At 71.5% G+C, this 22,556-nt stretch carries 22 protein-coding genes and 1 pseudogene; 12 read left to right on the forward strand and 11 right to left on the reverse strand.

The window, feature by feature from the left end; all coding sequences use genetic code 11:
* Nucleotides 1-115: 115 nt before the first annotated feature.
* Nucleotides 116-853, reverse strand: a complete 738-nt coding sequence (locus ADK57_RS01970) for a VOC family protein (protein WP_053747553.1) — start codon at nucleotides 851-853, stop codon at nucleotides 116-118.
* 134 nt (nucleotides 854-987) lie between these two features.
* Here ADK57_RS01970 and ADK57_RS01975 point away from each other — a divergent pair, with 134 nt between their 5' ends.
* Nucleotides 988-1,623: a TetR family transcriptional regulator gene (locus tag ADK57_RS01975; protein WP_053747554.1), complete on the forward strand. Its 636-nt coding sequence runs from the start codon at nucleotides 988-990 to the stop codon at nucleotides 1,621-1,623.
* A gap of 84 nt (nucleotides 1,624-1,707) precedes the next feature.
* Here the strand turns inward: ADK57_RS01975 and ADK57_RS01980 are convergent, their stop codons facing one another.
* Nucleotides 1,708-2,160: an Lrp/AsnC family transcriptional regulator gene (locus ADK57_RS01980; protein WP_053747555.1), complete on the reverse strand. Its 453-nt coding sequence runs from the start codon at nucleotides 2,158-2,160 to the stop codon at nucleotides 1,708-1,710.
* Nucleotides 2,161-2,242: 82 nt separating this feature from the next.
* On the opposite strand from ADK57_RS01980, the gene ADK57_RS01985 reads away from it, so the two are divergent.
* Nucleotides 2,243-2,866, forward strand: a complete 624-nt coding sequence (locus tag ADK57_RS01985) for a LysE family translocator (protein WP_053747556.1) — start codon at nucleotides 2,243-2,245, stop codon at nucleotides 2,864-2,866.
* 105 nt (nucleotides 2,867-2,971) lie between these two features.
* On the opposite strand, the gene ADK57_RS01990 is transcribed toward ADK57_RS01985, so the two are convergent.
* Both ADK57_RS01990 and ADK57_RS01995 read right to left on the reverse strand, forming a co-directional pair.
* Complete coding sequence (locus ADK57_RS01990) at nucleotides 2,972-3,442, reverse strand: nitroreductase family deazaflavin-dependent oxidoreductase (RefSeq protein WP_053747557.1); 471 nt, start codon at nucleotides 3,440-3,442, stop codon at nucleotides 2,972-2,974.
* The gene (locus tag ADK57_RS01995; RefSeq protein WP_053747558.1) at nucleotides 3,439-4,623 is read right to left on the reverse strand and encodes an acyl-CoA dehydrogenase family protein; all 1,185 of its coding nucleotides are present in this window, start codon (nucleotides 4,621-4,623) and stop codon (nucleotides 3,439-3,441) included. The genes ADK57_RS01990 and ADK57_RS01995 overlap by 4 nt, the downstream gene beginning before the upstream one ends.
* A gap of 113 nt (nucleotides 4,624-4,736) precedes the next feature.
* Between ADK57_RS01995 and ADK57_RS02000 the strand changes: the two genes are divergently transcribed.
* On the forward strand, nucleotides 4,737-5,909 hold the full coding sequence (locus ADK57_RS02000; protein WP_053747559.1) for a thiolase C-terminal domain-containing protein: 1,173 nt from the start codon (nucleotides 4,737-4,739) through the stop codon (nucleotides 5,907-5,909).
* 78 nt (nucleotides 5,910-5,987) lie between these two features.
* On the opposite strand, the gene ADK57_RS02005 is transcribed toward ADK57_RS02000, so the two are convergent.
* Entirely contained in the window at nucleotides 5,988-6,407 is a 420-nt protein-coding gene (locus tag ADK57_RS02005) for a hypothetical protein (RefSeq protein WP_053747560.1), read from the reverse strand.
* A 345-nt stretch (nucleotides 6,408-6,752) separates the two neighbouring features.
* Between ADK57_RS02005 and ADK57_RS02010 the strand changes: the two genes are divergently transcribed.
* Nucleotides 6,753-7,178: a pyridoxamine 5'-phosphate oxidase family protein gene (locus ADK57_RS02010; protein WP_053747561.1), complete on the forward strand. Its 426-nt coding sequence runs from the start codon at nucleotides 6,753-6,755 to the stop codon at nucleotides 7,176-7,178.
* A 26-nt stretch (nucleotides 7,179-7,204) separates the two neighbouring features.
* Complete coding sequence (locus tag ADK57_RS02015; RefSeq protein ID WP_053747562.1) at nucleotides 7,205-7,870, forward strand: pyridoxine/pyridoxamine 5'-phosphate oxidase; 666 nt, start codon at nucleotides 7,205-7,207, stop codon at nucleotides 7,868-7,870.
* 28 nt (nucleotides 7,871-7,898) lie between these two features.
* On the opposite strand, the gene ADK57_RS02020 is transcribed toward ADK57_RS02015, so the two are convergent.
* Genes ADK57_RS02020 through ADK57_RS02030 form a run of 3 tightly spaced genes read right to left on the reverse strand, consistent with a single transcriptional unit; the run spans nucleotide 7,899 to nucleotide 9,384 of the window.
* A complete protein-coding gene (locus ADK57_RS02020; protein ID WP_053747563.1) occupies nucleotides 7,899-8,498 on the reverse strand; it encodes a GNAT family N-acetyltransferase in 600 nt (199 codons plus the stop codon).
* 47 nt (nucleotides 8,499-8,545) lie between these two features.
* Entirely contained in the window at nucleotides 8,546-8,938 is a 393-nt protein-coding gene (locus tag ADK57_RS02025) for a Zn-ribbon domain-containing OB-fold protein (RefSeq protein ID WP_053747564.1), read from the reverse strand.
* Nucleotides 8,935-9,384, reverse strand: a complete 450-nt coding sequence (locus ADK57_RS02030; RefSeq protein ID WP_053747565.1) for a DoxX family membrane protein — start codon at nucleotides 9,382-9,384, stop codon at nucleotides 8,935-8,937. Before ADK57_RS02030 ends, ADK57_RS02025 begins: the two co-directional genes overlap by 4 nt.
* Nucleotides 9,385-9,598: 214 nt before the next feature.
* Between ADK57_RS02030 and ADK57_RS02035 the strand changes: the two genes are divergently transcribed.
* The 6 genes from ADK57_RS02035 (at nucleotide 9,599) to ADK57_RS02060 (ending at nucleotide 18,256) form a co-directional block, all read left to right on the forward strand.
* Nucleotides 9,599-11,176: a subtype B tannase gene (locus ADK57_RS02035; protein ID WP_053747566.1), complete on the forward strand. Its 1,578-nt coding sequence runs from the start codon at nucleotides 9,599-9,601 to the stop codon at nucleotides 11,174-11,176.
* 347 nt (nucleotides 11,177-11,523) lie between these two features.
* Nucleotides 11,524-12,741, forward strand: coding sequence for a flavin-containing monooxygenase (locus tag ADK57_RS02040; RefSeq protein WP_053747567.1), 1,218 nt, complete (start codon nucleotides 11,524-11,526; stop codon nucleotides 12,739-12,741).
* A 152-nt stretch (nucleotides 12,742-12,893) separates the two neighbouring features.
* Nucleotides 12,894-14,387, forward strand: coding sequence for a flavin monoamine oxidase family protein (locus ADK57_RS02045; RefSeq protein WP_053747568.1), 1,494 nt, complete (start codon nucleotides 12,894-12,896; stop codon nucleotides 14,385-14,387).
* A 133-nt stretch (nucleotides 14,388-14,520) separates the two neighbouring features.
* Entirely contained in the window at nucleotides 14,521-16,746 is a 2,226-nt protein-coding gene (locus ADK57_RS02050; protein ID WP_053747569.1) for an acetate--CoA ligase family protein, read from the forward strand.
* Between the two features lie 22 nt (nucleotides 16,747-16,768).
* Complete coding sequence (locus ADK57_RS02055; protein ID WP_053747645.1) at nucleotides 16,769-17,590, forward strand: enoyl-CoA hydratase/isomerase family protein; 822 nt, start codon at nucleotides 16,769-16,771, stop codon at nucleotides 17,588-17,590.
* 42 nt (nucleotides 17,591-17,632) lie between these two features.
* The gene (locus tag ADK57_RS02060; RefSeq protein WP_078972896.1) at nucleotides 17,633-18,256 is read left to right on the forward strand and encodes a flavin reductase family protein; all 624 of its coding nucleotides are present in this window, start codon (nucleotides 17,633-17,635) and stop codon (nucleotides 18,254-18,256) included.
* 87 nt (nucleotides 18,257-18,343) lie between these two features.
* On the opposite strand, the pseudogene ADK57_RS02065 reads toward ADK57_RS02060, so the two are convergent.
* Nucleotides 18,344-18,829 (reverse strand): annotated as a pseudogene (locus ADK57_RS02065) (methyltransferase); the annotation flags it as partial.
* A 76-nt stretch (nucleotides 18,830-18,905) separates the two neighbouring features.
* Nucleotides 18,906-20,213, reverse strand: coding sequence for an MFS transporter (locus ADK57_RS02070; protein WP_053747571.1), 1,308 nt, complete (start codon nucleotides 20,211-20,213; stop codon nucleotides 18,906-18,908).
* Nucleotides 20,214-20,284: 71 nt separating this feature from the next.
* Here ADK57_RS02070 and ADK57_RS02075 point away from each other — a divergent pair, with 71 nt between their 5' ends.
* Nucleotides 20,285-21,328, forward strand: coding sequence for a GlxA family transcriptional regulator (locus ADK57_RS02075; RefSeq protein ID WP_053747572.1), 1,044 nt, complete (start codon nucleotides 20,285-20,287; stop codon nucleotides 21,326-21,328).
* A 174-nt stretch (nucleotides 21,329-21,502) separates the two neighbouring features.
* Here ADK57_RS02075 and ADK57_RS02080 read toward each other — a convergent pair whose 3' ends face one another.
* Nucleotides 21,503-22,552: a Zn-dependent alcohol dehydrogenase gene (locus ADK57_RS02080; RefSeq protein WP_053747573.1), complete on the reverse strand. Its 1,050-nt coding sequence runs from the start codon at nucleotides 22,550-22,552 to the stop codon at nucleotides 21,503-21,505.
* Between the last annotated feature and the right edge of the window lie 4 nt (nucleotides 22,553-22,556).

Genomic DNA, 22,556 nt, shown 5'->3' on the forward strand with positions numbered 1-22,556 from the left:
GGCCGGGGCGCTGGTTGCGAACCCGGAAACAAATGGGGTGTCTCACATCAAAGCAGCATCCCCCATCGCGTCGGCGGTGCGCTCCCCCGCTTCGGCAATGTGCCCGGCGCTTCGGCTAGCGCTCCAGCAGCGCGAATGACGCCCCCTGATTGTCGGTGACCACGGCCACCCGCCCGTACGAAGTCTCGAAGGGCGGTGCCTGGACGCGTCCGCCCAGCCGGTTCACCGTCCCGAGGGCGGCCGCGCAGTCCGCCACACCGAAGTGGACGAGGAAGTGGGACGGCATCTCACTGGGGAAGACGTCGGAGACGGGCGCGCGGCCGAAGTCGGGGTGGGCGTCCGGCCCGAAGAGGGCGTCGTGGAAGAGGCCGCCGTAGAAGGTGTTGGCGGTCTCGGTGTCCCGGGTGTACAGCTCGGCCCAGACGAAGGTGCCCGGCTCGTGCCGCCTGCCGAAGCCGCGGTGCGTGCCCGGTTCCCAGAGGCCGAAGACGGCGCCCTCCGGGTCGGTGACCAGCGCGGCCGTGCCCAGGTCGCCGACCGGCAGGGGTGCGGTGACGACCTGCCCGCCGGCCGCCCAGACCCGGTCGGCGAGTCCTTCGACGTCCGGGGTGGCGAAGTAGACCGTCCAGACGGTGGGCAGCCGGCCGTCCGCCTTGCGGTCGAGCGCCGCGACGGGCTCGCCGTCCCGCAGGGCTCGTGTGGAGCCGCCGTACGACTCCTCGAAGGTCCACCCGAAGAGTTCACCGTAGAACCGCTTGCCCGCCTCGACGTCGGGGAGCTGTGCGTCCACCCAGCAGGGGACGCCCTCTCCGTAGACGTCCTCTCCGTACCCGGATGCCCTGTTTTCGGCCATGCCGCCAAAGTAACGGCGTCTCCCGCACCCCGCAGACCAGGCACACCCGCCCCGTCCTGCCCGTGCACCCCATTTGCAGTCGGCCGAATCGCGCTCCGATCACCCCTCGGTAAGCTGACGGCATGACAGGACAAGTGCGTACCGTCGACGGCCGCGTGGCCGGTCGGCGTGGGCAGGCGACCCGGCAGAAGCTGCTCGACTGCCTCAGCGAGATGCTCAGCTCCTCCCCTTACCGGGACGTCAAAGTCATCGATGTCGCCCGGAAGGCGGGGACTTCACCCGCGACCTTCTACCAGTACTTTCCGGACGTCGAAGGCGCCGTCCTGGAGATCGCCGAGCAAATGGCCGCCGAGGGCGCCGAGTTGACCGAGTTGGTCGCCGGCCGCTCCTGGGTCGGCAAGGCCGGCTGGCAGACCGCCCAGGAACTCGTCGACGGCTTCCTGGAGTTCTGGCGCCGCAACGACGCGATCCTCAGGGTCGTCGACCTCGGGGCCGCCGAGGGCGACAAGCGGTTCTACAAGCTCCGTATGAAGATCCTGAACTCCGTGAACAATTCCCTGTCCGACGCGGTGGCCGAACTGCAGTCCAAGGGCAGGGTCGACAAGGACGTGAACCCCGCGGCGGTGGCGGGTTCGATCGTCGCGATGCTCGCGGCCGTCGCCTCGCACCAGAAGGGGTTCCAGACGTGGGGCGTGAAGCAGGCTGAACTCAAGCCGAACCTCGCGCTGTTGGTACACCTGGGCGTGACCGGCAAGAAGCCGACCAAGTAATCGACCAGACATTTGGCCAGGTAATTCCGGCTCCAAGTCCTGTCTGACAGGCGGTGGTTCACCCGTGTGAACCACCGCCTGCCGCTATGCCGGCAACGGCCGGTCCTTCACCACGTGCTTCATCACCAGCGTGGACGTCAGCCGCTGCACGCCCGGCAGCGTGGCGAGCCGCTCGTCGTACAGCCGCTGGAAGGCGGCGAGATCGGCGGTGGCCACCCGCAGCAGATAGTCGGGCTCCCCGAACAGCCGCTGCGCCTCCAGCACATGCTCGACCTCGCCGATCGCCCTCTCGAACTCGGCGACCGTGTCCCGGTCCTCCTGCCGCATCGACACGAAGACCAGCGCCTCGAAGGTCAGCCCGACGGCCGTCGGGTCCACGACGGCCCGGTAGCCGCTGATCGCCCCCGACCGCTCCAGCTCGCGCAGCCGCCGGTGACACGGCGAGACGCTCAGCCGCACCCGCGCGGCCAGCTCGGTCACGGTCAACCGCCCATCCTGTTGCAGCTCGGCAAGAATTTTCCGGTCCACGTCGTCCATGGAGAAGATTCTTCCTCCATAACGCGGATCATGGGCAAACTTCGGGAACACTTTCGCGCCAATCGCGCCTAATGTCCCCACCATGGACTCGGGAACCCTCATCTCCTTCCTCGCCGTCGACCTGCTGCTGGTGTGCGTGCCGGGCGCCGACTGGGCGTACGCGATCTCGGCGGGCCTCAGGGACAGGTCGCCGGTGGCGGCGGTCGCAGGCCTGGTCGCCGGGTACGCCCTGCACACGGTGCTGGCGGTGGCCGGGACGGCGGTGCTGGTGGCGCGCTCACAGGGGCTGCTCACCGCGCTGACGGCGGCCGGGGCCGCGTATCTGGTGTGGCTGGGGTGGGGGGTGCTGCGCCGGCCGGGCACCCCGGGAGCGGCGGCCCCCGTCGGGGAGACGACCACCGCCCGCGTCTTCCTGCGCGGCGCCACGATCAGCGGCCTCAACCCCAAGGGGCTGCTGCTCTACCTCTCCGTCCTGCCGCAGTTCCTGGTCACCGGCGGCGCGCACCTGCCCGTGGCCGCGCAGACCGCCGTACTCGGCCTGCTCCACATGGCGTGCTGCGCCGCCGTCTACCTGACGGTCGGCCTCGCGGCCCGCGCGGTCCTCGGCGCCCGCCCGGCGGCGGCCCGCGCGGTCACCCGGACCTCTGGGGCGGCGATGCTGGGGATCGGCGCGTTTCTGCTGGTCCAGCGGCTGGCGACGCTCTGAGACTCACCTCCGAGGCATCCCTCCGAGCATCCCTCCGAGGCTTTCCTCCGAGGCATCCCTCAGAGCCTTTCCTCCGATGCGTCCCTCGGGTGCATCCCTCCGAGCTCAGCTTCGTACGATCCTGAAGAGCCGTATCTCGCGCTCCACCCGCGCCTGGTACGTCGCGTACGGCGGCCAGAACGCCAGCACCGCCTTCCAGGCAGCCGCCCGTTCCTCCCCTGCCAGCAGCCGGGCCGTGACGGGGACGTCCTGCCCCTTCCAGCTGACCGTGGCGTCCGGGTGGGCGAGGAGGTTGGCGGTCCAGGCGGGGTGGCCGGTCCGGCCGAAGTTGGAGCCGATCAGGATCCAGCTCCCGCCGCCCGCCTCCGGCATGCAGGCCAGCGGCGTACGCCGGGCCAGGCCGCTTCTCGCCCCGGTCGAGGTGAGGATCACGCCCGGCAGGAGCTGGGCGCTGAGCAGGAACCTTCCGCGGGTCAGCCGGTGCACGGCACGGTCGAGCGCGGGGATGACATGGGGTGCGACCTTGGCGAAACCCCGCGTCGACGACACCTTCTGGACCACTCGCTCGCCGATCACACCGTCACCTCCGTGCTCTCGAAAAGTTGTGCCTCGCCGGCGGCGTGTGCCCGTAGCCGGTGCACCGGCCCGAAGAGCAGCTCGTCGCCACAGGCGCGCTTGAAGTACAGGTGCGCCTCGTGCTCCCAGGTGAAACCGATGCCGCCGTGCAGCTGGATCCCCTCGGCGGCGGCTGAGCGCAGGGCCTCCAGCGCCTGTGCGAGGGCCAGAGCGCCGACCCCGTCTCCGTGCGCGGCGGCCCAGGCCGCGTAGTACGCCGCCGAGCGCGCCGCCTGCACCTGTACGTACACCTCGGCCAGCCGGTGCTTCACCGCCTGGAAGGACCCGATCGGCCGCCCGAACTGCTCGCGCTGCCGCACGTACTCGACGGTCAGCCCCAGCACCTGGTCGGCGGCCCCGACGGCCTCGCCCGCAAGGACGGCGGCGGCACCGTCGCCGAGGGCGGCGAGAGCGGCGAGCACGTCCGCCCCCTCGTCGCCCAGCAACTCGGCTTCCACGTCGCGCAGCTGGACGCGCGCCTGCGGCCGGGTCGCGTCGAGGGCGGTCTGCCGTATCCGCACGAGCCCGTCCGCGTCCCCGCGCACGAGGAAGAGCAGCGTCCGTGAGCGCGCGAACCCGCCCGCGTGCGCGGCGACCAGCAGCAGCCGCGCGCTGTGCCCGTCGAGCACCTGGTCGGCCTGTCCGTACAGCCGCCAGCCGTCCCCCGCCCGCCTGGCCTGTACGCCCCCCGCCCGGCCGCCGCCCGCCCAGTCGCCGGCGTTGTCGCCGGTGAGGGCGAGGGCGGTGGCGAGGTGGGTGCCGGGGACGGCGAGGGCGGCGGTGAGGGAGCCGTCGGCGATCCGCGGGAGCAGCTCGGCCCGCTGGGCGTCCGTGCCGAGGGCGAGCAGGAGCGGGGCGACGAGGGCGGCGGTGGCGAGCAGGGGCGAGGGGGCGAGGAAGCGGCCCGTCTCCTCGCAGGCGAGGGCGAGCTCGGTCACCGAGCAGCCGACACCGCCGTACGTCTCGGGGAGGGCGAGCCCGGGCAGCCCGAGGTGCTCGGCGAGGGCGGTCCACAGGGCGGGGTCGTGTCCGGCCGGGGTGTCGACGGCGGCCCGCAGCTCGGCGGGCCCACAGCGCTTGCGCAGCAACTCCCGGAGGGTACGGCGGATCTCGTCCTGCTCGGCGGTGAAGCCGGCGTCCATGGGCGCCCCCGATCTCCAGATCTGACGGTCCGTCATATTAGGGCGGCGCGGGCGGGATGCCCAGCCCTGTGACACCTGCCGCGCGGAGCCGTATCTGATGTACCGTCAGATTCATGAGGACCGGCTCCCGGAAAGTCGCGATCGTCGGCGTCTCCCTCTCCGACTGCGGCCGCGTGGACGACGCGACCCCGTACACCCTGCACGCCCAGGCGGCCCGCCGCGCCCTCTCCGACGCGGGGCTCGGCAGGGAGGTGGTCGACGGCTTCGCCTCGGCCGGCACCGGGACCCTCGCCCCCGTGGAGGTCGCCGAGTACCTGGGCCTGCGTCCCACCTGGGTCGACTCGACGTCGGTGGGCGGCTCGACGTGGGAGGTCATGGCGGCGCACGCGGCGGACGCGATCGCCGCCGGTCACGCGAACGCGGTGTTGCTGGTCTACGGCTCGACGGCCCGCGCGGACATCAAGGCGGGACGCAGGACCGGGAACCTCTCCTTCGGGTCCCGTGGCCCGCTCCAGTTCGAGGTGCAATACGGCCACACGCTGATCGCCAAGTACGCCATGGCGGCCCGCCGTCACATGATCGAACACGGCACGAGGATCGAGCAGTTGGCGGAGGTGGCGGTCCAGGCACGCGCCAACGCCGCCCTGAACCCCGAGGCGATGTTCCGCGACCCCATCACGGTCGACGACGTCCTGTCCGGCCCGGTGATCGCGGACCCCTTCACCAAACTCCACTGCTGCCTACGGTCCGACGGCGGGGCGGCGGTGCTGCTCGCGGCCGAGGAGTACGTACCCGACTGCCGTACCCGGCCGGTGTGGATCCTCGGCACCGGCGAGCACGTCTCGCACTCCGCGATGTCCGAGTGGCCCGACTTCACGGTGTCCCCGGCGGCGGTGAGCGGACGGATCGCTTTCGAACGGGCGGGAGTCCGGCCCGACGAGATCGACTTCGCCGAGATCTACGACGCCTTCACCTACATGACGTTGGTGACGCTGGAGGACCTCGGATTCTGCGGGAAGGGCGAGGGCGGGGCGTTCGTGGAGAAGGGGCGGCTGAAGGTCGAGGGCGGGGAGCTGCCGGTGAACACGGACGGAGGCGGGCTGTCGGCCCAGCATCCCGGAATGCGGGGGCTGTTCCTGCTGGTGGAGGCGGTGCGGCAGTTGCGGGGGGAGGGGAGCGCGCGGCAAGTGCGGGACTCCCGTGGGCAGTTGCCTCGACTGGGGGTGGCCTCAGGGACGGGGGGCTGGTTCTGTTCCTCGGGGACGGTGGTGCTGGGGCGGGACTGAGGGGCTGAGGGCTGAGGGACGAGGGGCTGAACGGCAAGGGACTGAGGGGCGAGGGACTGAGGGGCGAGGAACGAGCGGCTACTCCTGCGGCGGCAGCACCAGGATCCGGCCCTCGGCGGTTCCGACCAGTACGTCTCCGTTCGGGGCGACGGTCACACACAGCGGGGTGTAGGGGGGATGGCCGAAGACGATGTGCTTCCTCTGGATCACCGTTCCGTCCTGCGCGTTCAGAGTGATCAGTTCCCGTCGGGCCGTCACGACGTGGAGGAACCCCGAGTCGGCGTCCAACCCGGTCACCTCCGATCCCACGTCGAAGTCCCAGACCACCCGACCCGTGGGGAAGGCGCGACGCTGCACCCTGCGCTCGCGTCTGCTGATCTCGTGGAGGGAAATGAGGCCCGGACCGAGGTCGTCGTCGACGAACACGGCATGCCATCCGGTCCGGGCCACCGACATCCACCCTCCGGTGAACGGCTGTTCGATCCGGGCGAGAGCCATGACCGGGCTGCGGAACGACCGCGCGCGGATCGCCGACCTCGGGAAAGGGATCGTCCGGTATCAGCCGCACGCGGTCACTCGTCGGCCCGTTGACCTGCTCCGGCTTGGAGATCAACGTACTGCCTCCCTGAGACTCGACGAGGACCAGATTGCGGCCTTCCTCCGTACTCATCAATGGCATCTACGTCGGCGTACCGCCGCCGGAGGGGAACACCGACCTCCTCCGCCGGTGTTGTGGTGCACGGGAGGTCGGTGAGTTCGTGGACGCGGAGCAGCTGCACGGCGTACTGATGGCGCAGTTCCGCCGGACACCCGGCTGACGTCCGAGCCGCTGGAGGAGACCGTATGGCCCTGACCCGCGAAGAGCGTGAGAAGTTCCTGGCCGAGCCGCATGTCGCCGCACTCGCGGTCGACGCGGGAGCGGGGCGCGCCCCGCTGACCGTGCCGATCTGGTACCAGTACGAGTCCGACGGCACCGTGTGGATCATGACGGGCCTGGACTCCCGCAAGAACGAACTGATCGGCGCGGCGGGCCGGTTCACGCTGATGATCGACCGGCTCGAACCCACCATTCGGTACGTGTCGGTCGAGGGACCGGTCGTCGACACGGCCCCCGCCACCATCGAGCAGCTCCGGGAGATCTCCGCGCGCTACCTCCCGGCCGACAAGGTGGACGGGTACGTCGACACCGCCTGGAAGGAGCACGGCGAGCAGGTCGTGATCCGGATGCGGCCCGAACGGTGGGTGTCGTCGGACCTCGGTACGGTCTGAGGCGCGGGGCACGTGACAATCGGGGCATGGGAACCGATCTTCACGAGCTGCTGAGGTCACTGCGGGTGTGGGACCCGGAGGTCACCGCGCTGCCGCCCTTCGACCCGGCCTCCGCCCCCGACGCCCCCCTGCCCCTCTTCACCACGTGGTTCGCCGAGGCGGTGGCCGCCGGGCAGAGCGAGCCGCACACCATGTCCCTCGCGACGTCGGACGAAGAGGGCCGGCCGGACGTACGGACCGTGATGCTGCACGGCGCCGACGCGGACGGCTGGTCCTTCGCAAGCCATGTCTCCAGCCGCAAGGGCCGACAGCTGACCGCCCGCCCGTACGCCGCCCTCGGCTTCTACTGGCCGGTCCTGGGCCGTCAGGTGCGGGTCCGGGGACCGGTCACGGCCGCGGCGTCCGCGGAAGGGCAGGCTGATCTGCATGCCCGCTCGACGGGCGCGCTGGCGGCCGCCCTCACCGGGCGGCAGAGCGAGCCCCTCGACTCCCTCGACGAACTGGCCCGCGTCTCGGAGGCCGCCTGGGACCGGGCGCAGCAGGATCCCGACGCCCCGGTCCCGACGTGGACCCTGTACCGCCTCCGGCCGGACGAGGTGGAGTTCTTCCAGGGGGACGCGCGACGGCGGCACGTGCGGCTCCGTTACCTGCGTGGAGCGGATGCCTGGGCGAGGGAACTGCTCTGGCCCTGACGGGCCTGTGCCGGTAACCGACCGAGGGCTACACCTCTGGCTCCGGGTCCGTCGCCAGTCGCGCATGCAGGTGCAGGTCCCGGAAGGCGTCGTGGCGGCCCGCCTCGAACATCGCGCCCCGCAGCGTGCCCTCGTAGCGGAACCCGCATCGCTCGGCGACCCGGCAGGAGGCGTCGTGGCCGAGGGCGTGGCCGAGTTCGAGGCGGTGGAGGCCGAGGCCGGTGAAGGCCCAGTGGGCGGCGAGGGCGAGGGCGCGGGTGGCGACGTGGCGGCCGCGGGCCTCGGGGAGGACCCAGTAGCCGACGCGGGCGAGGCGCAGGACGTGGTCGATCCCGTTGACGCCGACGTGGCCCAGGGTCGTACCGGTGTCGGCGTCCGTCACGCAGTACGACGCCGAGGTTCCCTCCACCGCCTGAACGGCCTTGGAGCGCAGCGACTCGCGGGCGCCCACGAGGTCGGTGACCGGCCTGAGCGGTGTGTTCCAGCGCCGGAACTCCGGTTCCGTCGTGCCGCGCAGCCAGGTCGCGACGTCGGCGTCGGACCTGGGGTCCCAGGGCCGCAGGCGTATGCCGGGGGCGTGCAGATCGGGGAGGGGACGGGCGAGGTGCTGGTCGTCGACGTGGCTCATCAGGCCATTGAAGCCGCTCGGCCTCGCCGACCGAAGCCGTTCCGGCCTCACCCGGGCGGCCGGAACACCGGCATCCCTTCCCGGAAGGCGACCTCCAGCTCCATCCCGGCCCGCAGCCGGTCTTCCCCGCACTCCACGACCTCCGTCATCATCCGCGGCCCCTCGGCGAGGTCGACGACCGCGGCGACGTACGGAGTGCGCCCGGCGAAGGGCGGCAGGTCGTTGCGGTGGACGACGGACCAGGTGTAGAGCGCGGCCCGACCGCTCGCCGGCTCCCAGCTCACGTCCTCGCTCCAGCAGTGCGGGCAGAACTCGCGCGGGTAGTGGTGGGGCCGCCCGCACGCCCCGCAGCGCCGGATCAGCAGCCGCCCCTGCGCCGCAGCGTCCCAGTACGTCCGGGTGAAGGCGTCCGCCTCGGGGAGGTCGAAGCGCGCACTCACGGGAAGAGACCCAGCGCGCTGTCCAGCGACCACGTCTGCCAGGACATCCCGAACAACGCCCCCACCGAGATCAGCGCCATCATCGAGTTCTGCCCCTGCTCGGCCCAGTCGTGGATCATCAGCACGAGGTAGAGCAGGTTGAGCAGCAGCCCGCCGACCAGGGCGACCGGGGTCAGGAACCCGAGGACCAGGCCGAGGCCGAGGGCGAGTTCCGCGTACACGACGACGTACGCCATGGTCCTCGGGTACGGCGTGACGACGACGTCGAAGCCGCTGCGCACCGCGTTCCAGCGATGCTTGGCCGCCACGTCCGCGGCCCAGGCGATCCCGGCGCCCTCGAACCAGGTCTTCTTGTCCTTGTGCCGCCAGCTCTCCAGCCACCACAGCCCGAGCCCTATGCGCAGCACGGCCAGCCACTGCGCACCGGTGAGCCAGATCGTGTCCATGGATCTGACGGTACGTCAGATACCGACCTCCGGGAACCCCGCGTCACATGAGAGGAACCTGTGCACTCGCCAAGAAGCTGTGGGTCCTCGATGAATCGGCCGGAATTGTTGGCAATATTGTTGGCGCTTGAATACGTTCGCTGACGCAAGCACCGAATGCGGCCGAGGAGTCCAGATCGTGAAGCACAGGGCAGTGAAGCGCAGGAACGTAGTCATGGCGATCGGCGCCACCGCCGGGGTCGCCGCGGTCGGCGGGATCGCGCTCAGCGCCCAGGCCGCCGACGGGGCCGACAGCTCGTCCTCCTCGGACGCCCTGGCCTTCGACCCCGACGGCTACACCGAGCTGACGACGACGGTCACCGACACCGACGGCGACGACAAGGAGGTGGTCTACCACTTCTGGAAGGCCATCACCTACGTCGCCAACCCGGTGGACGAGGACTACCAGAGCCTGAACGTCAGCGTCCCGGTCAAGATCGACGGCGAGGCCGTGGACGCGAGCGACGCGCCCATCCTGTTCGCCAACTCCGTCGGCGGGTACATGCCGTCCTCCGTGGCGGACGCCACCGGCATCGGCGGCGGGGGCATGTCCGGGGGCGGCGGCATGCCCAGTGGCGCGCCTTCCGGCAGCGCCGCGCCCAGCCCCTCGGCCTCCAACGCCAATGGCAACACCAACGGCACGGGCGGCGCCCTGTCCACCAACCAGCTCCTGGCGCTGGCCGCCGGATACGTCGTCGTCGAGCCCGGCGCCCGCGGCCGCACCCTGAAGAACGCCGACGGCGAGTACTACGGCACCGCTCCGGCCGCCATCGTCGACCTCAAGGCCGCAGTCCGGTACGTCCGCTTCAACAAGGGCCGCATCCCCGGCAACACCGACCGGATCGTCTCCGCGGGCACCAGCGCAGGCGGCGCCCTGTCGTCGCTGCTCGGCGCCTCCGGCGACAGCAAGATCTACGCCAAGTACCTCAAGGAACTCGGAGCGGCCGACGCCTCCGACGCCATCTTCGCGACCGGTGCCTGGTGCCCGATCACCGACCTGGAGCACGCCGACGGCGCCTACGAGTGGAACTGGGGCACCAACGACCTCAGCACCGGCGAGCAGGTCGACCAGACGGTCTCCAAGGAGCTGCGGTCCCAGTTCGCCGAGTACCAGGCCACCCTGAAGCTGCGCGGCCTGAACGGGTTCGGCACCCTCACGGCCCGCAACTACGACGAGTACCTGGTCAAGCAGTACCTGGAGCCGTCGGCGACCACGTACTTGAAGAGCCTGTCGGACTCAGACCGCGAGACCTACCTCGCCGCAAACACCTTCATCACCTGGTCCGGCGGCAAGGCCACCTTCACCTGGGCCGACTTCCTCACCCACGTCGGTGCCCGCAAGAAGACCACCCCGGCCTTCGACGCCTTCGACCTGTCGACGGGCGAGAACAACGAGTTCGGCAAGGGCACCACCGAGACCCGCCACTTCACGGCGTACGGCCTGAAGAACGACACCACCGGCCTCACCGCCAAGCGTCTCGACAGCGACATACCCGAGATGCTGAACCTGATGAACCCGATGTACCACCTCGGGCAGAAGAACCCCGGTCGCTCCAAGCACTGGTGGATTCGCCTCGGCACGGAGGACAGCGACACCTCGCTGACCGTGTCCGCCAACATCGCCGCCGCCGCGGCCGGACTCGGCGACGACGTCAACCACCTCTACTACTGGGACCAGGGCCACGGCGCGAACACCGACCCGGGCGACTTCATCCAGTGGATCGCCAAGGTGACGGGCTACAAGAAGAAGTAGCCCCGGACCCCTCTCCCCCCGACCGCGGCCCAGGTTTCCCGTCAAGACTCCGGCCGCCGCCCCACGGCGCCGAGCCCCTCCGCACCATGCGGGCTCGGCGCCGTGGCCTTTCCGGTGCCGGTACCGCTTGCCCGTACCGCTTGTGGGTCCCGCTGGCCGGTACCGCTTGTCGTGTCCCTTGCCGGTATGCGGTGTCGGTCTCCGATGCCGGTATCGCACCCCGTCACCACAACCAGGCGCCCTACGTCACAGGTCCCACCCACTCCTCCTACAGCCGTGATCAATCCGCAACCAATTCCGGTCTTGACCGAGACCCATCAACCCAGGGTGTGATTACGCTCGCGCACATGGCCGACTCCACAGCGCCCTCCCCCGCCTCCGCGAGCCCCGCGGAGCCGAACCACACAGACCGCCCCGTGTACGTCATCGGCGGCGGACCGGGCGGACTCGCCGCCGCGTACGCGCTGCGCGCCCAGGGCCTGCGTGCCGTCGTGCTGGAGAAGTCCGACCGCGTCGGGGCGTCCTGGCGGCGCCACTACGACCGGCTGCACCTGCACACCACCCGCCGCCTCTCGGGCCTGCCGGGGCTGGCGATGCCGCGCCGGTTCGGGCGCTGGGTCTCCCGGGACGACGTGGTGCGGTACCTGGAGAAGTACGCCGAGTACCACGAGCTGGAGATCGTCACCGGCGTCGAGGTCTCCCGGATCGAGCGCTCCCCCGACGGCACCGGCTGGCTGCTGCACGCCACCGGCGGCCGGGAGCTGACCGGCGCCGCGGTGATCGTCGCCACCGGCTACAACCACACGCCCCACGTGCCCGACTGGCCGGGGCGCGACACGTACACCGGCGAGCTCCTGCACGCCGGCGAGTACCGCAATCCCGAGCCCTACGCCGGCCGTGACGTCCTCGTCGTCGGGGTCGGCAACACCGGCGCCGAGATCGCCGTCGACCTGGTGGAGGGCGGCGCCTCGCGGGTACGGCTGTCCGTCCGCACCGTCCCGCACATCGTCCGCCGCTCGACGGCCGGCTGGGCCGCCCAGTACACGGGCGTGCTCGTACGGCGCCTGCCGGTGTCCCTCGTCGACCGGCTCGCGGGGCCGATGGCCAAGCTCAGCGTGCCCGACCTCTCCGCGCACGGACTGCCCCGCCCCGACACCGGCCTCTACACCCGCGTCAACGAGGGCTCGATCCCGGTGCAGGACGTCGGCCTGATCGACGCGGTCCGCAAGGGCACGGTCGAGGTCGTGGCCGCCGTCGAGGGCTTCGACGACGGCAAGGTCGTCCTCGCCGACGGCACCCGCGTCGAGCCGGACGCGGTGATCGCGGCCACCGGTTACGCCCGCGCCCTGGAGGGCCTGGTCGGCCACCTCGACGTGCTGGACGCCCGCGGCAGGCCGGTCGTGCACGGCGCCCGCTGCCCCGACAATGCCCCCGGCCTCTTCTTCAGCGGCTTCACCAACCCCATCAGCGGCATGTTCCGCGAACTGGCCATCGACGCGGAGAAGATCGCGAAGGCGGTCGCCAAGGACGGGTCGCGGCAGGTGTCCCGTCTCCCAGTGACGTAGAAGACGTCAACTCGCTTACGTACAGCTCCTGTTGCGTTTGGGTCAGATGCGACGCGAGTACGCACCGGGAGCGCTGTTTCACGCCACGCACGTGACCAGAATGTGAGCCCTGCTCACTTTCCGGCTCCACCCACCTCTCGCTACGACGGAGGATGCACGTGGCACGTGAAAGAAAGCTCTCCCGCCGCACCCTGCTGGGCGGCGCCGCCGCGGCCGCCGGTGCGGTCACCCTCACCACCACCGCCGCCGGCACGGCGTCCGCGGCAACCCGGGATGTGGACGTCGCCGTCGTCGGCGGCGGCCTCGCCGGGCTCACCGCGGCCCGTGACCTGGTCGCGGCCGGACGGACGGTGGCCGTCCTGGAGGCCCGCGACCGCGTCGGCGGCCGGGTGGTCAACCTGCCGCTGGGCAACGGCCGAGTCACCGAAGGCGGCGGCGAGTTCATCGGCCCCACCCAGGACCGCATCAAGGCGCTCGCCGACTCCCTGGGCGTGGCGACCTTCCCCACCTACAACACCGGCAAGAACCTCCTCCACAAGGACGGCAGGAACACGGCCTACGCCACCGACGGACTGCTCGGCTCCGTCCCGCCCGTCGACGCGGCCGGTCTCGCCAACGCGGCGATCGTGCAGGCCTCGCTGGACGACATGGCGAAGCAGATACCGGTCGACGCGCCCTGGACCGCCGCGAAGGCCGAGGAGTGGGACCGGCAGACCTTCGAGACCTGGCTGCGCGCCAACGCCGTCGTCCCGTCCGCCAAGTTCCTCCTCGACGTGGCCTGCACATCGATCTTCTCGGCCGAACCTCGTGAGCTCTCCCTCCTGTTCGTCGTGTTCTACATCGCCGCCGCCGGCAACGCGTCGAACCCCGGCACCCTGGAACGCCTCACCGAGACCGCGAACGGCGCCCAGGAACTGCGCTTCGTCGGCGGCTCCCAGCTGGTGCCGATCAAGCTCGCCGCCACGCTGGGCGACCGGCTGGTGCTGAGCGCCCCGGTCCGCTCCATCGCGCGGTCCGGCAGCCGATACGTGGTGACCGCGGACGGTACGACGGTCACCGCCGACCGCGTCGTCGTCGCCCTGCCCCCGCCCCTCGCCGCCCGCATCTCGTACGACCCCCTCCTCCCCGCCGGCCGCGACCAGCTCACCCAGCGCCTGCCGATGGCCTCGGTCGGCAAGGCGATCGCCGTCTACGACACCCCCTTCTGGCGTGCCGACGGCCTCAACGGCCAGGTCGTCAGCGACACCGGAGTGGTCAGCTCGACCTTCGACAACTCCCCGCCCGACGCCTCGTACGGCGCGCTGATGGGCTTCATCGAGGCCGACGAGATGCGGGCGCTGGACACGGCCGGCGAGGCGGCGGTCAGGGCGGCCGTGCTGAAGGACTACGTGACGTACTTCGGCGAGAAAGCCGCCTCCCCTTCCTCCTTCGTCCTGCAACGCTGGAACAACGAGGCCTACACCCGCGGCGGCCCCGTCTCCATCGCCGCGCCCGGCGTCCTGACCCAGTACGGCCCGGCCCTGCGCGAGCCGGTGGGCGGGATCCACTGGGCCGGAACGGAGACCTCCACCTACTGGATGGGCTTCATGGACGGAGCCGTGCGGTCGGGCGAGCGGGTGGCGAGGGAGGTACTGGCGGCGCTGTAGGAGCCCTTCTCCATGAGTTCTCCGCCGGTCCGCCCGGCATCCTTTGCGTGCAGGACCGTTCCTGACGTCCCGTCAGTTCTGTAATCTGACACAGCGTCAGTTACTTGGCTGTCACACAGGAGCGGGCGGACCGATGCTTGGATCAACCCACGGCACCCTCACCACCGACTCCCGCGGAGCCCGGGTCATCGCCTGTGGCGAGCAACCCGGACCCGCCGTCCACGGCCGGCCCGCCGAGGTCGACGATCTCGACGTCAGCGGACGGCCGTTGTACTCAGCCGTACCCGATCTGGACCGCTTCTTCCGCCCCGAATCCGTCGCGGTGATCGGCGCCTCGGACGCGGAGGGCCGGCCCAACACCGGCGTCACCCGCCAACTGCTCGCCTGGTCCGAGCGCGTCGGGGCCCGACTGCATCCCGTGCACCCCACCCGCCCGGCCGTCTTCGGCATCCCCTGCTCCCCCTCCGTCGCCGACCTGCCCGCGCAGGTCGACCTCGCCGTGCTGCTGGTCGCCGACCCCCTTCCCGTGATCGAGGAACTCGCCGAGGCCAAGGTGAAGTTCGCGGTCGTCTTCGCCTCCGGGTTCGCGGAGACCGGCGAGGAGGGCGCCGCCGCGCAGGCCCGCCTCGCGGCTGCCGTCGGCCGGTCCGGGATACGGCTCCTGGGCCCCAACACCAACCTCAACGCCTTCGAGCACTTCCGCGACGACCTCGACGGGCCGGCGATCGCCCTGATCACCCAGTCCGGCCACCAGGGCCGCCCGGTTTTCGCCCTCCAGGAGCTCGGCATCCGGCTGTCCCACTGGGCGCCCACCGGCAACGAGGCCGATCTGGAGACCGCCGACTTCCTCTCCTACTTCGCCGAGCAGCCCGAGGTCGGTGCCATCGCCTGCTACGTGGAAGGGCTGAAGGACGGCCGCTCCTTCCTGCTCGCCGCCGACCGGGCCGCCCGGCGCGGAGTGCCGGTCGTGGCGGTCAAGGTGGGCCGCACCGAGACCGGCGCCCGCACGGCCGCCTCACACACCGGCAAGCTGACCGGCGCGGACACGGTGGTGGACGCGGCGATGCGGCAGTACGGCGTGATCCGCGTCGACGGTCTCGACGAACTGCAGGACACCGCCGCCCTGTTGGCCCGGGCCCGGCCGCCCCGCGCCGACGGCGTCGTCGTGTATTCGATCTCGGGCGGCACGGGAGCGCACGTCGCCGACCTGGCGACCGAGGCGGGACTGCGGCTGCCGGAACTGTCGGACGCCAGGCAGGCCGAGCTCCATCAGTGGATACCCGAGTACCTGAACGTGGCCAACCCCGTCGACAACGGCGGCCACCCGGTGGGCGACTGGCGCGGCCGGAAGATCATCGACGCGATCCTCGACGACCCGGAGGTGGGCGTCCTGATCTGCCCGATCACCGGGCCCTTCCCGCCACTCAGCGACAGGCTCGTCCAGGACCTGGTGGACGCGGCCGAGCGGACGGACAAGCTGGTGTGCGTGGTGTGGGGATCGCCGGTCGGCACCGAGCCGGCGTATCGCGAGGTCCTCCTCGACTCCTCCCGGGTGGCCACCTTCCGCACGGTCGCCAACTGCCTCACCGCCGTCCGCGCCCACCTCGACCACCACCGCTTCGTGACCGGCTACCGCTCCCCCTTCGACTCGGCGCCCCGCACCGCCTCGCCCTCCTTCCGCAAGGCGCGCGAGCTGATGCGACCAGGACAGCAGCTGAGCGAGCACGCGGCGAAACAGCTGCTGCGGGCATACGGAATCCGCGTACCGCGCGAGCAGTTGGTGACCAGCGCGGCGGCGGCCGTGCGCGCGGCCGGGCTGGTGGGCTACCCGGTGGTGATGAAGGCGTCCGGCGCGCGGATCGCCCACAAGACCGAACTCGGCCTGGTGAAGATCGGGCTGACCTCGGCCAGCCAGGTCCGGGACGCCTACCGGGAGTTGACGGACATCGCCCGCTACGAAGACGTCTCCCTGGACGGTGTGCTCGTCTGCCAGATGGTCGAGCGGGGCGTCGAGATGGTCGTCGGCCTCACGCACGACCAGCTCTTCGGGCCGACCGTGACCGTCGGGCTCGGCGGGGTGCTCGTCGAGGTGCTGCGGGACGTGGCCGTACGCGTGCCGCCCTTCGGCGAGAAGCAGGCGCGGGACATGTGCGACGAACTCCGGGGGCGGGCCCTCCTCGACGGGGTCCGGGGGCGCCCCCCGGCAGACCTCGACGCGCTCGTCGAAGTGGTCCTGCGCGTGCAGCGCATGGCGCTGGAACTCGGGGACCATCTCGCGGAACTCGACATCAACCCGCTGATGGTGCTGCCACAGGGGCAAGGGGCGGTGGCGCTGGACGCGCTGGTGGTGTGCGGCTGAAATGAACGCATCTGAGATGAGCATGCCTGTTTCCCCCCAAGAGCCCCAAAAATCCATTGAGTCATTGGTACAGCACGCCACTGACAATCAGGTCTGCCGCATCACGCTCAACCGTCCCGAGGCCCTCAACGCCATCACCCCTGACCAGCGCGAACGCATCATCCGGCTGTTGTCGGACGCCTCCGTCGACCCGGACGTACGGGCGGTCGTGATCACCGGAACCGGCCGTGGCTTCTGCGCGGGCGCGGATCTGCGCGGCGGACCGCCGGCGGACGACCGCGTCGCCGGTGACGTGGCCCGCACGATCCGCCTCGGCGCCCAGCGCCTCGTCGCCGCCGTCCTCGACTGCGAGAAGCCGGTGATCGCCGCCGTGAACGGCACGGCCGCCGGCCTCGGCGCTCATCTCGCGTTCGCCTGCGACCTCGTACTCGCCGCGGAGTCCGCCAGGTTCATCGAGGTGTTCGTACGACGCGGGCTCGTCCCCGACGGAGGCGGCGCGTATCTCCTCCCCCGCCTGCTCGGCCCGCAGCGCGCGAAGGAGCTGATGTTCTTCGGCGACGCGCTGACCGCGCCGGACGCGGAACGGCTCGGCCTGGTCAACCGGGTCGTTCCGGACGGGGAGTTGGACAAGACGGCCCGCGAGTGGGCCGAACGCCTGGCCACCGGCCCCACCCGCGCCCTCTCCCTCACCAAACAGCTGGTCAACGCCTCCCTGGACGGCGACCGCACGACCGCCTTCGCCGCGGAGGCCGCCGCACAGGAGATCAACATGACGACGGCGGATGCGCGGGAGGGGGTGCGGAGCTTCGTGGAGCGGCGAAACCCCGAGTACAAGGGCCGCTGACCCTTCCTATCTGACGCACCGTCAGCTTCAATGGTGGATGTGATGGGACACGCAGGAATGGCCGCCGCAGCCGTCCGCTACCTCAGGTCCGGGCCCCGCCCCGACCCCGTCGAGGCCTTGCCGCGCCCCGAGCTGCGGTGTGTCCGCGAGGACGAACGACTGCCGGTCGACCCGGCCGAGTTCCGGCGCGTGCTGGGGAACTTCGCGACCGGCGTCACCGTTGTCACCGCACCCGCCGCCGACATCGAGGCCGGCCCCGCCGGCTTCGCCTGCCAGTCCTTCTCCTCCCTCTCCCTCGACCCGCCCCTCGTCGCCTTCATGGTCGGCCGTACGTCCACCACCTGGCCCCGTATCGCCCGCGCCGGCGTCTTCTGCGTCAACGTCCTGAGCGCGGGCCAGGGCGACCTGTGCCGCGCCTTCGCGGTGAGCGGCGCGGACAAGTTCACCGGCGTCCGGTTCGACGCGGCACCCGTCACCGGCTCCCCACGTCTGACCGGCGCCCTGGCGTGGGTCGACTGTGCGATCCACGCGGTGCACACGGGCGGCGACCATCTGATCGTGGTGGGCCGGGTGGAGGCGCTCGGCACGGGCGACGCCGCCTCGGACGGCCCGCTGCTCTTCCACCGCGGCCGATTCGCCGGGCTCGACGACCCCCCGCCGGGGTGACCACGGGGGCGACGACCAGGGCGAGCACCGGGGCGACCACCGGGGCGACGACCGGCCGTCCCGGTGACACGACGGCTCCACGCAGCCTCAGCCGCCGCCTGACGGCCCCTCACCCACCCCCAGCCGCCAAAGTGACGTCACCTCCGCCGCCCGTACGGCATGCAGGGGATCGTCGGTGTCACGGGTGCGCGGGTGACGCGGCCGGGTGTCGAGCCGGTCCCGCACCCGCAGGCCCGCCGCCTCGATCGCGGCGAGCAGGTCGGCCCGGGTGCGCAGCCCGAGGCGTTCGGCCAGGTCGGACAGGATCAGCCAGCCCTCGCCCCCCGGTTCCAGGCGGCCGGCGAGGGAGGCGAGGAAGCCGTCCAGCATGCCGCCGCCCGCGTCGTGGACACCGAGGTCCAGGTCGGAGGCGGGCCGGGCGGGAATCCAGGGCGGGTTGCACACGACCAGATCGGCCCGCCCGTCGGGATACAGCGCGGGGCCGGTGATCCCGACCGTCTCCGTGAGCCCCAGCCGCCGTACGTTGTCACCGGCGCACGCCCGCGCCCGTGCGCTGACGTCCGTGGCAGTCAGTGCAGGGCTACGTCAGTGCAGGGCTACGTCGAGGCAGAGCCACGTCGAGGCAGAGCCACGTCGAGGCAGAGCGACGTCAGGACAGGGCGAGCGCCGCCGCGGGCGCCGGCCGCCGCCGGATCACCAGCGCCATCAGCGCCGCCGCCGCGCACAGCGCGCCCGAGGCGTACCAGACCATGTCGTACTCGCCGAAGACGTCACGGACGACGCCCCCGAGGAAGGCGACGAGCGCGGCGCCGACCTGGTGGGAGGCGAGGACCCAGCCGAAGACGATCGCGCTGTCGTCGCCGTACTGCTCGCGGCACAGGGCCACGGTGGGCGGGACGGTGGCGACCCAGTCGAGGCCGTAGAAGACGATGAAGAAGATCATCGGCGGGTGGACCGACGGGGCCAGCAGCATCGGGAGGAAGAGCAGCGAGATGCCCCTCAGCGCGTAGTACACCGCCAGCAGCCGGCGCGGGTCGAAGCGGTCGGTGAACCAGCCGGAGGCGATCGTGCCGACCACGTCGAACACGCCGATGACCGCGAGCAGCGAGGCCGCCGCCGTGACGGGCATGTGCTCGTCGTGGGCGGCGGGCACGAAGTGGGTCTGGATCAGGCCGTTGGTGGAGGCACCGCAGATCGCGAAGGTGCCGGCCAGCAGCCAGAAGGGGCCGGTGCGGGCCGCCTTGAAGAGGACGGTCACGGCCCTGCGCGCGGCACCGGTCACCGGGGGCGGCTTCGGTACGAACTCCTGCGCGCCGTACGGCTTCAGACCCACGTCGGCCGGGTGGTCGCGCAGCAGCAGCCACACGAAGGGGACGACCGCGAGGGCGGCCAACGCCACCGTGACGGCCGCCGGGCGCCAGGAGTGCGCCTCGACCATCCAGGACAGCACCGGCAGGAAGATCAGCTGGCCGGAGGCCGAGGCGGCGGTGAGGATGCCGGTGACCAGGCCGCGCCGTTCGGTGAACCAGCGGTTGGTGACCGTGGCGGCGAAGGCCAGCGCCATCGAGCCGGAGCCGAGGCCGACCAGCAGACCCCAGCACAGCAGCAGCTGCCAGGCCGCAGTCATCCACACGGTCAGGCCGGATCCGACCGCGATCACCGTCAGGGCCACGGCGACGACCCGGCGGATGCCGAAGCGGTCCATCAGCGCGGCCGCGAAGGGCGCGGTGAGCCCGTACAGCGCGAGGTTGACGGAGACCGCCGCGCCGATCGTGCCGCGCGACCAGTGGAACTCCTGGTTCAGCGGGTCGATGAGCAGCCCGGGCAGGGAACGGAAGGCGGCGGCGCCGATGATCGTCACGAAGGTGACGGCGGCGACGAACCAGGCACGGTGGATGCGGGTCGGCTTCTTTCCGGCGCGGGGGGCCTCTACTGCGGCTTCGGTTGTCTGGGTCACGTCATAGAGCTTCCGTTCCGGCGGCCCGCCGAACGAGTGGCCCGAAAGACAGCATTCGTTAGGATCGGGCCATGAGCCGTGAGCCGGATTTCCACCCCCACCGCGTCGTCGTGCTCGCCCTCGACGGCCTGCTCCCCTTCGAGCTGGGCATCCCGCACCGCATCTTCGGCCGCCCCAAGGACGCCGAGCGGCGGCACCTGTACGAGGTGATCACCTGCTCGATCCGCCCGCCCGGCCCGGTCGAGACCGACGCCGACTTCGCCATCCACGTCCCGCACGGCCCACAAGCCCTGGCCACCGCCGACACCGTGATCGTCCCGGCGTCGTACGAGCTCGGCCCGGTCTTCGAGCAGGGCGTGCTCACCGACGAACTGGCCGCCGCGCTCGCGCACATCCGCCCCGGCACCCGGCTCGCCTCCATCTGCACCGGCGTCTACGTCCTGGCTGCCGCCGGTCTCCTCGACGGCCGCCCCGCCACCACGCACTGGGCGGACGCCGAACGCCTCCAGCGCCTCTTCCCGCGGATCAAGGTCGACGCGGACGTCCTGTTCATCGACGACGGCGACGTCCTGACCTCGGCCGGCGTCGCGGCCGGCATCGACCTGTGCCTGCACATGGTGCGCCGCGACCACGGCACGGCGATCGCCAACGAGGTGGCCCGCCGTACGGTCGTACCGCCGCATCGCGACGGCGGACAGGCGCAGTACATCCACCGCCCCGTGCCCGACCCGCAGCTCGCGACCACGACCGCCGCCCGCGCCTGGGCGCTGGGCCGCCTCCACGAGCCGATCCAGCTGCGGGACATGGCCGAGCAGGAGGCCATGTCCGTACGGACGTTCACGCGCCGCTTCCGCGAGGAGGTCGGCGTCAGCCCCGGCCAGTGGCTCACCCAGCAGCGCGTGGAACGGGCCCGGCACCTCCTGGAGTCCACCGACCTGTCCGTCGACCAGGTGGCCCGGGACGCGGGCTTCGGCACGGCCCAGTCGATGCGGCAGCACCTACAGACGGCTCTCGGCGTCACCCCCACCGCGTATCGCCGCACCTTCCGGGCCGGAAACGGCGGGACCGGAATCGGCGAGTCCAAGGGTTACGGCGGTGTCGGCACCCTGCGGTGAAAGGCCGCCGCGGCGCACCTCACCCCACCGGCCGACCGCCGTCAGCACCAGGGTCACGCCCACGCCGGCCAGGACCGCCGTGACGCCAGAGGCCGCCACTGACAACCCCTTTGCAGGCCCCTATTCCTGCTCCTTCGTGAGTCCCCGGACAAGCCCGGAGAGTCAGCGCTCCCCTCAGAAAGTCAGCACCCCCCGCGCCACCCGCCCCGCCTCCGCGTCCCCCGCCGCCTTCTCGAAGTCCTCCACCGGATACGTCTGCGTCACCAGCTCGTCCAGGAGCAGCCGCCCCTCCCGGTACAGCTCGGCGTACAGCGCGATGTCCCGCTGCGGTCGCGAGGACCCGTACCGGCAGCCCAGGATCGACTTGTCCAGGTACATCGACGAGACGAGGAAGGACGCCTCGGCGGTCGCCGGCGGGACACCGAGCAGGACCGCCTGCCCGCGCCGGTCGAGCAGGTCGATCGCCTCCCGGATCAGCTCGATGCGGCCGACGCACTCGAAGGCGTGGTCCGCCCCGGTCGGCAGGATGTCCCGCACCCCCTCCGTCGAGGTCAGGAAGTGGGTGGCGCCGAACCGCCGGGCCACCGCCTCCTTCGCCGGGTTCGCGTCCACGGCGACGATCCGCAGCGCGCCCGCGATCCGCGCGCCCTGGAGGACGTTCAGCCCGATCCCGCCGGTGCCGATCACCAGCACGCTGTCCCCGCGGTCCACCCTGGCCCGGTTGAGCACGGCTCCCACCCCGGTCAGCACCCCGCATCCGATGAGCGCGGCGGACGGTGACGGGATGTCCTTCGGGATGCGCACCGCCTGCACGGCCTTCACCACGGTCCGTTCCGCGAAGGCGGAGTTGGACGCGAACTGGAACACGGGCCGCCCGCCCCGCGTGAACGGCTGCCCCGGCCGCCCGATCGCCTTCCGGCACATCGTCGGCCGCCCCCGGTCGCACTGCGCGCACGCACCGCAGTTGGCGAGCGTGGACAGGGCCACGTGGTCCCCGGGCGCCACATGCGTGACACCGGCCCCGACGGCCTCCACCACCCCCGCCCCCTCGTGTCCGAGCACCACAGGAACGGGGAAGGGTATGGTCCCGTCCACCACGGACAGATCGCTGTGGCACAACCCCGCAGCCGAGATCGCGACCAGGACCTCCCCGGGCCCCGGATCCCGTACGTCGAGATCGTCCACGACCTCGATCCGCGTCCCGTCGAACACCACGCCTCGCATCACG

Origin of the sequence: Streptomyces sp. MMG1533, from assembly GCF_001279775.1 — a bacterium.
Classification (GTDB): domain Bacteria; phylum Actinomycetota; class Actinomycetes; order Streptomycetales; family Streptomycetaceae; genus Streptomyces.